The 13453-nt window shown below is 66.5% G+C and carries 13 protein-coding genes; 9 read left to right on the top strand and 4 right to left on the bottom strand.

Annotated features, from left to right (window positions below):
• Positions 1-96: 96 nt before the first annotated feature.
• Together F8O09_RS05935 and F8O09_RS05930 are read left to right on the top strand one after the other, a co-directional pair.
• Positions 97-1119, top strand: coding sequence for a DnaJ C-terminal domain-containing protein (locus F8O09_RS05935; RefSeq protein ID WP_158030648.1), 1023 nt, complete (start codon positions 97-99; stop codon positions 1117-1119).
• Between the two features lie 21 nt (positions 1120-1140).
• Entirely contained in the window at positions 1141-1587 is a 447-nt protein-coding gene (locus tag F8O09_RS05930; protein WP_158031754.1) for a heat shock protein transcriptional repressor HspR, read from the top strand.
• Positions 1588-1597: 10 nt separating this feature from the next.
• On the opposite strand, the gene F8O09_RS05925 is transcribed toward F8O09_RS05930, so the two are convergent.
• Together F8O09_RS05925 and F8O09_RS05920 are read right to left on the bottom strand one after the other, a co-directional pair.
• Positions 1598-2920, bottom strand: a complete 1323-nt coding sequence (locus tag F8O09_RS05925) for a threonine/serine ThrE exporter family protein (RefSeq protein ID WP_158038560.1) — start codon at positions 2918-2920, stop codon at positions 1598-1600.
• A 158-nt stretch (positions 2921-3078) separates the two neighbouring features.
• On the bottom strand, positions 3079-3693 hold the full coding sequence (locus tag F8O09_RS05920) for a DUF5666 domain-containing protein (RefSeq protein WP_158054262.1): 615 nt from the start codon (positions 3691-3693) through the stop codon (positions 3079-3081).
• A gap of 375 nt (positions 3694-4068) precedes the next feature.
• Between F8O09_RS05920 and F8O09_RS05915 the strand changes: the two genes are divergently transcribed.
• A complete protein-coding gene (locus F8O09_RS05915) occupies positions 4069-4995 on the top strand; it encodes a hypothetical protein (RefSeq protein WP_158054261.1) in 927 nt (308 codons plus the stop codon).
• Between the two features lie 39 nt (positions 4996-5034).
• On the opposite strand, the gene F8O09_RS05910 is transcribed toward F8O09_RS05915, so the two are convergent.
• Positions 5035-6639 carry a CYTH and CHAD domain-containing protein gene (locus F8O09_RS05910; RefSeq protein WP_158054260.1) on the bottom strand — a complete coding sequence of 535 codons (1605 nt, stop codon included), beginning with the start codon at positions 6637-6639 and terminating at the stop codon, positions 5035-5037.
• Positions 6640-6840: 201 nt separating this feature from the next.
• Between F8O09_RS05910 and F8O09_RS05905 the strand changes: the two genes are divergently transcribed.
• The 6 genes from F8O09_RS05905 to F8O09_RS05880 all read left to right on the top strand — a co-directional run bounded on the left by F8O09_RS05905 (position 6841) and on the right by F8O09_RS05880 (position 11987).
• A complete protein-coding gene (locus F8O09_RS05905; RefSeq protein WP_158054259.1) occupies positions 6841-7299 on the top strand; it encodes an Hsp20/alpha crystallin family protein in 459 nt (152 codons plus the stop codon).
• A gap of 248 nt (positions 7300-7547) precedes the next feature.
• Positions 7548-9257, top strand: a complete 1710-nt coding sequence (locus F8O09_RS05900; RefSeq protein ID WP_158054258.1) for a circularly permuted type 2 ATP-grasp protein — start codon at positions 7548-7550, stop codon at positions 9255-9257.
• Positions 9238-10167 carry an alpha-E domain-containing protein gene (locus F8O09_RS05895; RefSeq protein ID WP_158030655.1) on the top strand — a complete coding sequence of 310 codons (930 nt, stop codon included), beginning with the start codon at positions 9238-9240 and terminating at the stop codon, positions 10165-10167. Before F8O09_RS05900 ends, F8O09_RS05895 begins: the two co-directional genes overlap by 20 nt.
• A complete protein-coding gene (locus F8O09_RS05890; RefSeq protein WP_158054257.1) occupies positions 10164-11009 on the top strand; it encodes a transglutaminase family protein in 846 nt (281 codons plus the stop codon). Before F8O09_RS05895 ends, F8O09_RS05890 begins: the two co-directional genes overlap by 4 nt.
• A gap of 24 nt (positions 11010-11033) precedes the next feature.
• Positions 11034-11624 carry a hypothetical protein gene (locus F8O09_RS05885; RefSeq protein ID WP_225732885.1) on the top strand — a complete coding sequence of 197 codons (591 nt, stop codon included), beginning with the start codon at positions 11034-11036 and terminating at the stop codon, positions 11622-11624.
• A gap of 117 nt (positions 11625-11741) precedes the next feature.
• Positions 11742-11987, top strand: a complete 246-nt coding sequence (locus F8O09_RS05880) for a hypothetical protein (RefSeq protein ID WP_158030657.1) — start codon at positions 11742-11744, stop codon at positions 11985-11987.
• Positions 11988-12098: 111 nt separating this feature from the next.
• Here F8O09_RS05880 and F8O09_RS05875 read toward each other — a convergent pair whose 3' ends face one another.
• A complete protein-coding gene (locus F8O09_RS05875) occupies positions 12099-13448 on the bottom strand; it encodes a M20/M25/M40 family metallo-hydrolase (RefSeq protein ID WP_158054255.1) in 1350 nt (449 codons plus the stop codon).
• Positions 13449-13453: the final 5 nt, after the last annotated feature.

The following is a 13453-nucleotide window of genomic DNA, read 5'->3' as shown; positions in this document are numbered from 1 at the left end:
CGGGCAGCGCGCCCCGTGGCGGGATGCGGATCCTCTCTGGATCCCTTCCGTCACGGGGCGCTCGATACATGAAGACGACAGAAGGAGGCGAGAGGCATGGCGAGTCAGGATTGGCTTGAGAAGGACTTCTACGCCGTGCTGGGAGTGTCAAAAGACATCTCCGACGCCGATCTGAAGAAGGAATACCGCAAGCTGGCGCGCAAGTATCACCCCGATGCGAACCCGGGCGACGCTGCGGCAGAGAACAAGTTCAAAGAGATCAGCGAAGCGTATTCGGTGCTCTCTGACCCCAAGCAGCGCAAGGAGTATGACGCGCTGCGGGCCATGGGCGGAGGTGCGCGCTTCACCGCGGGCGCCGGCGGCCAGGGCGGTCAGGGGTTCGAGGATCTCTTCGGCGGGCTGTTCGGCCAAGGTGCCGGGGCACCCGGCGGTCAGCGAGTGCGCTTTCAGACCGGGGGACAGCCCGGCGGCGCAGGTGCGGGCTACGAGGACCTCTTCGGCGGGCTGTTCGGAGGCGGAGCCGGCGCCGGAGGGTTCGGCGGTCAGGGATACCGCGCTGCGCCGCAGCGTGGTCGTGACGTCGAGGCTCGTGCGCAGCTGACCTTTGCCCAAGCGGTGCATGGCGCGACGGTGTCGTTGGCATCGCCGCAGGGCAAGCGGGTCAAGACGAAGGTTCCGGCCGGAGTTCGAGACGGTCAGAAGATCAAGGTTCGCGGCAAAGGCGAGCCCGGTCAGAACGGCGGTCCGGCTGGCGATTTGATCGTGCGTGTGCACGTGGGCTCCCACCCGGTGTTCAAACGCGACGGCGACGACCTGCGGGTCGAGCTGCCGGTGACGTTCGCCGAGGCGGCGCTGGGCGCAACCGTTCAGGTGCCGACCTACGACGGCGAACCGGTCAAGGTGAAGATTCGCCCGGGCACCCCTTCGGGCCGCGTGCTGCGAGTCAAAGGCAAGGGCGTCAAGGCAGGTCGGCACACCGGCGATCTGCTGGCAGAAGTCCAGATCGTGGTGCCGAGCAAGCTCGACAGCGCGGCAAAGAAGGCATTGGACGACCTCACCGAGGCGATCGGTGACGCCGACCCGCGCGCAGAGCTCTACGCGCAGGCCAAAGAGAAGTAAGAGAGCAGGTGAGTCGCCATGATGGATGAGACGGAGCATCTGTTCAGCATCTCGGCGGCCGCACAGCTGGCGGGCATGCACCCGCAGACGCTGCGGCAGTACGACCGAATCGGTCTGGTGCAGCCGCAGCGCACTGCGGGTCGCTCCCGTCGGTACTCGCTGCGTGACATTGTGCAGCTGCGAGAGGTGCAGCGTCTCTCGAACGCTGGCGTGAGCCTAGAGGGCATTCGCCGCATGATCGATCTCGAGAACCAGGTGCACAGGCTGCAGAGCCGTGTGGCCGAGCTCGAGGCCGCTCTTGACGATGCACTCATCTACCGCCCCGGTGCGCGCACGTTCGCCGCCGGCATCGCCGGTGAAATCGTCACGCTCGACCAAGGTCGCCGTCGCGTCCAGGCGACGGGCGGCGAACTCGTCGTATGGCGGCCGGTCCGTCAGAACGGCCGGAAGCCGCCGTCAGAGGCCTGACAGTGCATCCTCACCCGCGCAGGGCGTCGAACGACCACTCGCGCTCGGTGAGCATGCGCGCGATGGTCAGCCCGACGGCCAGCGACACGATGGTCGCGAGCGCCTGCACGCCATAGCCGCCGGCCTGCACGATATCGCCCTGGTTCAGATACACCAGGGCGCGATAGGCGCTGGAGCCCGGCACCATGATGAGCACCGCGGGCACGGTCAGCGTGATGCGTGGGGCCTCCAGACGCGAAGCGATCATGTAGGCGAGCAGCCCCACGAGCAGGGCGGCCACGACCGTCGACACCTGCGGCGGCCAGCCCATGTCGCCCGTCGTCAGACGGAACACGTTCGCGACCGCGCCGATCCAGGCTGCGCTCAGAGCGAGCCTGAACGGGGTGTTGAACATCATCGCGAATCCTGTGACGGCGACGAAGCCGGCGACGAGTCGTGATGCGATGACGATCCAGACCGGCCAGGTCGAGGGAGTCGGCGCAGCAGTCGGCTGCAGATCGAACATCATGGCGACCGCCCACGCGCCGAACGACACCGACATCAGCACCAGCCCGGCGAACGTGAGGCGGCCGATCGCCGAGTTGAGATCGAGCCGAGCCAGATCGAGGGTCGCGGTCACCAGCGGAAAGCCCGGCACGAGCAGCAGCAGCGCCGAGGTGAAGCCGGCATCGTGCAGCGGGCTCACGTGCCCGCTCACCGCCGACAGGATGCCTGTGAACAGCACGTAGCAGAGACTGGCGATGAGGCCGCAGACCGCATACATCGCGAGCTGGTTGATGCGCAGCTTCACCAGCGTCACGCGCAGCCACTGTGCGATCGACACGGACAGCGCGACTCCGACGCACTCCTGCCACCCGCCGTTGTTCAGAAACGCGAACCCCGAGCAGGCCATTATCGCGGCGATCAGCGTCAGCCACGTCGGATAGTGTCGAGGCCTCTTCTCGATGACGTCGAGACGCCGGTTCAGCTCCTCTGCCAGCATGCCCTGCGGCATGTGATGTGAGAGTCGCTCCAACTCGACGATGCGATCGGCGTCGACCCCGCCCACTCGTGCCTCAGCGACACGCGTGCGAAAGATGGCGCCGCGAAAGAACGTGCAGACGATCTCTGTGGCGGTGATCTGCGTGTGCAGTGAGGTCATGCCCAACGCCTGGGCGGCGCGTGACATGGCCTGCTTGACGCGGAACGAGCTCGAGCTCGCCTGCAGCATCATCCGTCCCAGCCGCATGATCGCGTTCGACTTCTCGATCAGATGGATCGGCTCGAGCAGAATCTCGCCGGTCGGTGTCGGGTCGACGGGGGTCGAATCTGGGGAGGGCGAAGACGGACTCATATTCTCTATTGTGCCGCTTCCGCCGGTGGACCGTTCGACGCGTTCCATCGCCGGAGACCACCCAGCGTGCGCGATTGCCGGTCGAGAGGCCTTCTGGCGAAGATGAGAGAGGATGTGCCTCCGACTTGCTTGCGGAAGGCAGGACTCAGGAGGAACGATCAGTTCGTAGTGCTCTGCGAGTTCTGCTGCGGACCGGGCGCGCCTTGCCCCGGACCGCTCTGTGTCCCAGCCATCGGCGTGTCCGCAGCGTCATCGCCTTCGGTGATCGACTGAGCCATGATCGAGCCGTTCGACTCCTCGCCTTGGACGCGGATCGAGTCTCCGACGGCCAGATCCGAGACAGAGCCCTGCTGCGTGGTGGTCACTGAAGTGCCTGATCCGGTGTTGATCGTGGTCGTTTCGCCAGACTGCGTCTTGATCGTGATGGTCCCGTCTGAGACTCCGGTGATCGTGCCGCTGGTCAGCCCGCTGAGCATGCCGCCGGATGCGGCCTCGCCATCGGATGCACCCATTGGGGCTCCCTGTCCGCCGGTTCCGCCAGGCCCCTGCTGTATCGAACCGGCTGAGGTGGAGGCCCCCTGAGCGAAGACCGTGCCTCCGAGGAATCCGAGGCCGATGAGGATCACAGCGGTCAGCCCGCCGGTGAGCCACCTTCCGACCTTCGATCTCGACTGCGAGGTCGGCTGTCCGGTCTCGGGTGCGGTGGGTGGGGTCGAACGCGATTCGGCGCCGTCTACGTCGCCGAGCCGGTTGTTCGTCGTCGGGGTGGTCAAGGTTGCTCCTTCATCTCAAGGCGTGTCGGCCGGTGACCGACGAGTGCCGCTGGGCTGGTGATTCCCAGTGTTGCGGCGCACCCTGTCCGGTGGGTCTTCGACTGCTGTGTCGTCTCTGTCTCTCTCTTGTGGGGCAGCCAGCACCTCTCGTGCGAGCCAGCCAGCGGAGCCAGCCAGCGGTGCCGTTGACTCGAAGAACGCCGCCTCTGTTCGGGTGCACCGGCAGTCGCCTGCTGACGTCGGTCGGCCCGCCGCGGGTGGTCTGCGACAGTCTGATGATCGAAGTCGAGGAACTCACAGCTCGGCATCAGCCGGAGGCCAGCTGAACCGATCACACTGTGAAATGGCCACCATCGTCACGACAGGGAGGACCCCATGCAGATTCAAGAGTTCGCTCGCGTCTACCAGACGCCATACCGTGTGCCGCAGCGTCGCGGCAGCGAGACAGACACGATCATGCTGCCGGCGCGAACGTTCTCATGCGCGTGGGGAGAAGTGCTGTGCCAAGCTCTCGACGGGCAGCCGGAAGGAGTGCTGCGTGCGCGCGTGAAGACGCTGCAGACCGCGTACCAAGGGTGGTTCGAGACAGTGGGAGACGTGCTCATGCGGCAGCTGAGCCATACCCTCGAAGCATCTGACGCCGAAGTGATGACGGCGCTCGCCGAGATGGCTTTTCATCGTATGAACACGCATCTCGGCGCCGCGTGGCTGCGTCTTGCGAGGAGTTCCGAGACCCACGGGGCACGTCGACAAAGCGGTGAGGTCGCGGCCGATGCGACGGCCAGCGCCAGAATCGCCATCCGCGCCGACATCGATCGGCTCAGCGGCGCCCACCGAGGCATCGAGACCTCGGGCGAGTTCGCGGCCGACGATGTCGCCGAGCTCGACGACTGGTATTCCGCGCTGGTGACGCAGATGCGCGCCTTCGACGATCTGCTCGAGGTCGCTCAGATCGATCCGGATGTCGTGGTGCTGCCCGCCCCGGTTCAGTTCAGCACGCAGGGAGCGGCGAGCTGCGACGTGGTACTGGTGAACCCGGCCACTGATCGAGCGATCGGCGTGCGAGTGCCGCACCGGAGCGGCTGGCGATCCTCTCTGAGCAGCAGCTCTGGGATGCCGCGGGCAGGCCGCGTCGCCGCAGCCCAGTCTGCCGACTCGGGGAAGGATACTGAGGACACATCGCCATCGGGCGTCGGCCAGCGCATCGATCACTCCCGCGTGCTTGAGATGGGCACGCTGCGCCCGGCGCAGATCGTGACCATTGCGCTGCATCAGCTGCGGCCGGTGGAGGCGCAGGCCTGATTCCGGTTGTGACTGCCTGACCGTCGAGCCTGGTCGGGATCAGTCGTCGAGCGCGGCGTTCGCTGAGGCGAGCAGCTCGTCTCGGGCCTCGCCGTAGCGGCCGAGCGCTTCGGCCCCGCGTTCACGGGCGCGCAGAGCGAGCAGATAGTAGGGAAGTGCGGCACGCTGTGTCTTGCGTGCTCGTTCGTCGTCGGCGGCCACATGCAGCACGTGGTCGGCGAAGAGCGCGTCGTCGCGGTGGTCGCCGAGCAGATCCTGCAGTCGTTTCGCCGCCTTCGTCAGGCGCTTCGCATCTGTGCGCTCCAGCACCCGCACCGGGGTGTCGGCGAGCCCGAGCGAGATCGCCTCGGCCGCATACCGGATGCGACGGGCGTCTTTGCGCACCTCGTGCAGGGCGTGCTCGAATCGCAGGCGTGCGCGCACCCCGGCTCCCGTGGGTGGGAGTCGATCCCAGACCTCGACCAAACCGTGGTCGTCTGCGACGAACGAAGCGACTGCCTCTGCGAGCTGTGCACGCAGCGCGGGTACGGCATCCGTCTGGCCCTCGGGTGAGGCCGCTTTGGGATCGGCCAGACGCCGAAGCTGCTCGGCGATGTCGTTGCGACGTTCGTCGGTGAGATCGGCAGTGAGCCGAGCGTGCTCCACGGCGTAGAGCCGCCATGCCGGTTCTGACAGACGGCCGACCAGACGCCTCGCCGCGGGCACACCCTGCAGCTGCAGCACCTGCTGCTCGGCGTCGCGGGCACGCACTTCGGCGTCGCGGGCGGCACCGAGATCGTCGCCGAGACGTTTGAGGTGGCGGCGGGTTGCCCGAACGATCGCCGGGTCGACGAAGACACCGTAGACGTCGAGCAGACTGCGCAACCGGCGGATGACGATTCGAGCCTGATGCACGCCGTCGGGTCGGTCGGCGATCGCGTCGTCGAGGCGCGAGTCGAGCTCGGCGGCCAGCCCCTGCGCGATGTGCGCGACGGTCTGCGCCGCCGTCGCCTGTGCTCCCCGGTCGAGGCCGAGCGCGCGCTGCAGCTTCGCCACGGCCGACGAGGGGCGGGCTCCGGCCTCGACCAGACGATCGGAGACGGCCTGCAGCAGCAGTGCACCGAAGCTGCCGGGAGTGTCGTCGAGGCGTTCGTCGAGCTCGGCCTCCCACTCATGCCACTGTCGCACCGATCCGTCGCGCAGGTCGGTGGTGCGCACTTCGTCGTCGGCGATCTCGGCGAGCGGTCGTCGTTCGGCGTCACTCAGCTCGGTGGCCGTGCGTGTGGTCTCGATGCGTGCGACCGGAGCCAGCTCGTCGGGCTTGGCCCAGGCCTCTACCAGACGCAGTGCGCCGACAGGAATCTCGTCGGGGGCGGCCGAGTCTATGGGCCAGTGCCGCTCGATGCGCCCGTGCTCACCGGTCGTCTTCACGTGCCAGCCGGCATCGTGGCCGCCGGTGCGGCGGCGCAGCGCCACTTTGGCCTGTATCAGCATGAGCGACGGGGTGTCGTAATAGGTGGCGTCGAGATGCGCAGGATCAGCGGTGACCGCATGCACGACGATGCCGATCTTGGTCAGGTCGGGCAGGGTCGCGGCACCTGGAACGTCGAACTTGCGCTCGATCTCGACGTGGCGTTCGCCAGCAGAATCGGAGGTTGCAGTCATGCTCCAAGACTAGCCGCGGCACCCGGGGCGATGCCGCCTGTCAGAGAGTTGAGCGAATCACACTCAAGTTTGGAATAATGTCGATGACGCGACGTTGATACAGATGCAGCCGTCAAGAGGCGGTCGCACCGCATGATCGTGTCGATGACCCGGCGAGTGCCGGGCACCGAATCACAGACATTGACGAGAGGATGAAGCATCATGGCCATGGTTTTCGACCCGTTCCGCGAGATTGATCGTCTGGTGTCGAGCGCACAGCGAGGCCCCAAAGGCATGCCGATCGACCTGTATCGCAAGGGTGACCACTATGTGCTGTTGGCAGACATTCCGGGCGTAGAACCCGATTCAATCGACATCGACCTCGACGGTCAGCAGCTGTCGATTCGAGCCGAGCGCAAGGCACACCGCAGCGAGGAGGTGCAGTGGATCGCGCAGGAGCGCCCCGCAGGCACCTATCTGCGGCAGCTGACTCTCGGCGACGGACTCGACGTCGAGCACATCACGGCCGACTACAGCAATGGGGTGCTCACGCTGACGATCCCGGTGAGTGAGAAGGCGAAGCCTCGGAAGATCCAGGTCTCGACTTCGGCCGATGAGTCTGGGGCGGCGGTCGCTGGCGATGCGGCGAAGGCCTCTGTCGAGGCCCCGACGCAGGAGTGATCGGTCTGGCGGGCTGTCTGAACGACGGCTCGTTGTGGCTCGTCTCCTGAGCCACCTCACGCTTCGACGGGCGGGCTGCGGTCTTCTGCGACCGTGGCCCGCCCGTCGCTCTCTGCGACAGACCCGGCGAAGGCACTGCGCGTGTAACATTCCCGACACCTGAGACTGAGAGACTGCTCAGTGTTCGCAGAACCGACGACATCCGATCCCCTCGTCTCAGCCGCTCGGCTCTGCAGGAGGGGAGACAGATGAGCGATCTGTTCGCCGGGTATCACACAGCTGCGGCACGGCATCCGTTCGGATCTGACGCTTGGGACGAGATGTTCTCAGTGCTGCCGGGCACGCCGGGAACCAGTGTGCAGGTGCGTGACGGGTACGATCGAGTGCTCAGCGTGCTCGAAGGCATGCCGCGTCGAGAGCTGAGCGCACGCATCGACGCGCTCGCGAACTCGTACCTCACTCAAGGCGTCACTTTCGACTTCGCCGGTGAGGAGCGTCCCTTTCCGATCGACCCGATTCCACGCATCATCGAAGACGCCGAGTGGCGGCATGTCGAGGCTGGCATCGCTCAGCGCGTGCGCGCACTCGAGGCGCTGCTCGACGACGTCTACGGGCCGCAGAACGCCATTCGGGATCAGGTCATCCCCTCGCACATCGTGGCATCGTCGAAACACTTTCATCGGCAGGCGGCTGGCATCCGGCCGGCCAACGGGGTGCGCATCCAGGTCGCCGGCATCGACCTGATCCGTGATGCCGCAGGCACGCTGCGCGTGCTCGAAGACAATGTGCGAGTGCCCAGCGGGGTCAGCTACGTGATGTCGAACCGCAGCGTGATGGCCCAGTCGCTGCCCGAGCTCTTCGGAACCCAGACGGTGCGACCCGTCACGGAGTATCCCTCTCGCCTGCTCGCGGCCCTTCGCGCTGCGGCACCCGCTGACGTGGAGGATCCCACCGTGGTCGTGCTGACCCCGGGCATGCACAACTCGGCGTATTACGAGCACACCCTGCTGGCGCGACGCATGGGCGTCGAGCTGGTCGAGGGTCGTGACCTGTTCTGCACCGGCGGCCGCGTGTACATGCGCACCACCGGCGGCCCGGAGCGCGTCGACGTGATCTATCGGCGCACGGACGACGAGTTCATCGACCCGCTGAACTTTCGGGCCGACTCGCTGCTCGGCTCGCCGGGGATCATGCTGGCGGCTCGCTTGGGGCACGTCACGATCGCCAACGCCGTCGGCAACGGCGTGGCCGACGACAAACTGATGTACACCTACGTCCCCGATCTCATTCGCTACTACCTGCACGAAGAGCCGGTCATCCCCAACGTGCCGACGTGGCGACTCGAAGACCCGGTGCAGCTCGAAGAGGTGCTCGATCGGCTGGACGAACTCGTCGTGAAGCCGGTCGACGGGTCGGGCGGCAAAGGCATCGTGCTCGGCCCCCAGGCGAGCCGTGACGAGCTCGATCAGCTGCGCCGGCGTCTGAGGAAAGATCCTCGCGGGTGGATCGCGCAGCCGGTGGTGATGCTGTCGACGATTCCCAGCGTGGTCGAAGACGGCATCCGCCCTCGGCACGTCGACCTGCGCCCCTTCGCCGTCAACGATGGCGAGGACGTCTGGGTGCTGCCCGGCGGGCTGACTCGCGTCGCGCTGCCCGAGGGACAGCTCGTGGTGAACTCGTCTCAGGGCGGCGGGTCGAAAGACACCTGGGTGCTCGGAGCACCCGCCCGATCGTCACTCGCCGACGAACTCGTGCACGACGACCAGATCGACGCCCCGGCCAACGATCTGCTGAAGCTCGGCGGTGCGGTCGCATCCGGCGGCACCGGCAGTCTGATCGGGCCCGACCAGGGCCCGCGCAACGCGCCGGATCTGCGCCGCCAGCAGGAGCAGGAGCAGCAGCAGAGCCGGGATGCGCACAAACACGGGGAGGTGCGTCATGCTGTCGCGAATCGCTGAGAGCCTGTTCTGGATCGGCCGGTACGTCGAACGGTCCGACGGCACCGCACGTCTGCTCGACGTGCACCTGCAGCTGCTGCTCGAAGACCCATGGGTCGAGGAGTCGAACGCGTGCGAGGCGCTGCTCGGAGTGATGGGCAGTGCACCCAAGACGTTCAGTCGCCTCTGCCGCGCCGACGTGCTGCGGCTGCTCGGCACGGATCGTACGCAGCCCTCGTCGATCGCGACGTCGCTGTGGGCGGCGCGAGAGAACGCCCGTGGTGCACGTGACGTGCTGCCGAGCGAGCTCTGGGAAGCGCTGAACATGACGGTCAAACGCCTGCCCCGGCAGGTGCAGCAGGAACGGTCGCACGAGTACTTCAGACTGGTGCGCGAACGTGCGGCGCTGGTCTTCGGCATCATCGACTCGAACATCAGCCGTGATGACGCCTGGCGACTGATCACGCTGGGACGCTGCCTCGAGCACGTCGACATGACGGCGCGCCTGCTCGCGACCCGCTCGCTGACGGAGGCCAGCGGGCCGTCTTGGTCGACCATCCTGCGCTCGTGCGGCGGGTTCGAGGCATTCCAGCACACCTATCGCGGGCGGGCCAGCAGCCGCCACGCGATCGAGTTCCTGCTGCTCGATCTGCTCTTTCCGCGGTCGATGACTTACTCGCTCAACCGTGCCGTCGACTGCCTGCGCGGGCTCGATCCGATGCAGTCGCGAATCTCGGTCGGCGTCGACTCCCTGCGGGTGCTCGGTCGCGTGCGCAGCCAGCTGGAGTATGCGCCCATCGAGACGCTGCAGGACGACCTGCCGCGATACATGGCCACAGTGCAGTCGGCAGTGCAAGAGGCCGCCGAGGGCATTCGCGACCGGTTCTTCCCAGTCAACCCGGATCCGACCTGGATCGGAGAGAACGTATGAAGCGTCTGCGCATCGAACATCGCACCGGCTACACCTATGACGGCCCGGCCTTCGCCTCGTACAACGAGGCGCGCATGCTGCCGGCGAGCGGCAGGTCGCAGCTGGTGATCAGCTCCGACCTGACCGTCTCTCAGGCCACGTCGCAGTTCGGCTACGTCGACTATTTCGGCACCAAGGTGTCGAGCTTCGACGTGCTGGTTCCCCACGACGAGCTGACCCTGGTCGCAACCAGTCTGGTCGAGGTGAGACCGCACTCCGACGGGCCAGGTGGGGCCACTTGGGAGCAGCTCGCCGATCACCGCAACGACACGATCGCGCTCAGCGAGCAGCTGCAGCAGACCGGTCGCACCCGACCGCCGGCAGAGGTGGCCCGGCTGGCCAGGCGAGCCGTCGAGCAGACCAAGACTCCCGCTGAGGCCGCAGCCAGCATCCTCAGCGCGGTCGGCGAGTCGATCGAATACGTGCAGGGTGTGACGGCCGTGACCACGAGCGCGGCTCAGGCATGGGACAAACGCAAGGGGGTCTGCCAGGACATCGCGCACATCGCGTTGGGCGCACTGCGCGCAGTGGGCATCCCGGCTCGGTATGTCTCCGGTTATCTGCATCCGAGCCCGGATGCGGCCATCGGCGACGAGGTCGCAGGCGAGTCGCACGCGTGGCTGGAGTGGTGGGACGGCGACTGGCACGGCTACGACCCGACCAACCACACCGAGATCACCGACCGGCATGTGCAGGTGGGGCGCGGACGCGATTACGGCGACGTGCCTCCGCTGCGCGGCGTCTACTCGGGCGAGGGCGCATCGCACCTGTTCGTCTCGGTGCACATCACCCGCGAGGCGTGAGCGCGACGCAGTACGCTGTGGTGCGTGGATCATTTGCCTGCGCTGACGGCGGACTGCCGCGAGATCGGTGACTGGCTCGTCGCGCAGGATGCGCGGACGGTGCTCGTCGACGGGCGCTCGGGCAGCGGCAAGTCGTCGATCTCGGCGCGTCTGCAGCAGGCTTGGCAGCACCGACTGAACGACACGAGGGTGCGGCTCGTGCATCTCGACGACATCTATCCGGGCTGGTCAGGCCTGCAGCGGGGGAGCGAACACGTGCTGGAGCAGCTGCTGCAGCCGAGACGGCGCGGGCGGGACGGTCGCTGGCGGGCTTGGGACTGGGAGCGTGATGCGCCCGGGGAGTGGCATCAGGTGCCAGCGGGCGCCCCGCTCATTCTCGAGGGCGTCGGCGCGCTGACGGCACGGTCGAGATCGTGTGCGGATCTGGCGATCTGGGTGGAGGCCCCGGCCGAGCTGCGTCGGCGCAGAGCGCTGCGCCGAGACGCAGACCTCTACGCCCCGTATTGGACGCATTGGCGGGCACAGGAAGACGCCTTTCTCGCTCGGGAACAGCCGCAGAGCGCGGCAGATATCATCGTGCGGAATATGACTCCGGGAGAGTTCGGCGAAGGCTGACCGACAGGCCTATTACCTGAGAGACTTCGGTCGAATTGACGCAGCAGTCAGCGATTCTCGTATCATGTCAGTAGTCTGATTCCCCCATCAGAACATGTGACGAATGAAAGGCCGATAATGGCACGCCGACCCGCAAATCCTGATCGCACTTATGAAGTTGTTCTCGAAGAGTTCCGCGTGGCTCGCGCTCAGGCAGACGAGCTGAAAGAACGCAGCAAAGAAGCGAACGCAGCGGCTGCGAAACTGAAGGCAGAGGCGACTCGACTGAAGAAGCGTGCGGTCGCTGAGGCCGAGAAGAAACTCGAGAAGGCCAAAGAGGAATACGAACGAGTTATCGATCTCGTCGAGCAGCCAGAAGACTGAACGCTCTGCTGCTGTGAACCGGGTGTCAGCGTGACCAGAGACGTCGCACTGGCACCCGGTTTGGGGCATAGCCCCCGACAGAAGAACAGCATCAAGACCGTCACGCAGCAGTCAGTACCGGTCAAAGACCAGTTCGGCCAGCGCTGTCGTCGTCAGACGAACAGACTCGACGTCGACGCGTTCGTCGTTGCCGTGCAGACGACGCCGGAACTCCGCGACGTCGATCTGTTTTGAGAAGAGGCCGAATCCATAGACGTTCGTGCCCATCGGACGCAGAAAACGGCCGTCGCTGCCACCCGGCCCGATGACCGAAGCAGGCACGGCATCCGGGTAGTGGTGTCGAAACACCTTGAGAATGCGCGCGTACATGGCGGTGTCGGTCGGCGTGATGTTGCCCGGTGAGAACTGATCGCCGGTGATGCGCACACAGTCAGACCACGGCTTGAGCAGCCGTTCGAGCAGACCGTCGACGTCTTCGGGCGTCTGGCCCGGCAGCACACGGATGTCGAGATCGACCGTCGCAGTGCCCGGAATCACATTGTGTTTCTCTCCTGCGCGCACGATGTTCGGCGACACCGTCACACGAGTGAGCGCGTGCCCGAGCGGTGCGAGCGGGCCGAGCGCAGGCAGCGCCCCGTCGAGTCTTGCCGGGTCGAGAAGACGCTCGGTGAGGTCGGCGTCGAGCTGCAGTGCGTGCACGAGACTCACCCAGTGCGGCTGCACCACCGGAGGTGCCGGGTTCTGCAGCAGTTCGAGCACGATCTCGGCGGCGATCCCGGCGGCGTTGCGCGACCCCCACGGCACCGAGCCATGACCGGGCACGCCCGTGACGACCAGACGGCGTGCGGCCTGGCCTTTCTCTCCGATGCCGACGGTGATGCCTGAGGTCGCGCTTTCGGGTCGCAGCAGCACGCCGCCCTGCTCTGTGAGCGCCTCGTCGGTGCGCAGCAGGTCGGGACGATGCTCGCTGATCCATTCGGCTCCGTACCTGCCTCCGGACTCCTCATCGGCGACGGCAGCGAGCACGAGGTCGCCTTCAGGGCGGTGCTGCGGGTCGGCGGCGTGCCGGAACACGGTGGCCATCGCAGCCGTCAGTGTGAGCATGTCTATGGTTCCGCGGCCCCAGACCTCGCCGTCGATGAGCTCGCCGCCGAACGGGTCGTGCCTCCAGTGTTCGGCATCGGCCGGCACGACGTCGATGTGACCCAGCAGACACAGCGACCGTGCGTTCGGGTCGCGCCCGGGAATGCGCGCGATGAGCGAGGCGCGACCGGCATGCGGCTCGACGATCTCGCTGACCACGCCGGGCTGTTCGAGCGCGTCGCGCAGAAAGGCCTGCAGCGTGCGCACACTGGTGAGCTCCTGGCCCGAATCAGGAGTGCCGTCGTTGACGGCTGCGTTGCGGACGAGGCGCTGCAGCAGCTCGAGCGACTGCTGAGACATGGCGGAGAAGTCGTTCATGACAC

Source organism: Pseudoclavibacter sp. CFCC 11306 (genome assembly GCF_008831235.1).
Taxonomy (GTDB): domain Bacteria; phylum Actinomycetota; class Actinomycetes; order Actinomycetales; family Microbacteriaceae; genus Pseudoclavibacter_A.
Note: the sequence above shows the minus strand (reverse complement) of the source record. Positions and strands in the feature narration are given on the sequence as shown.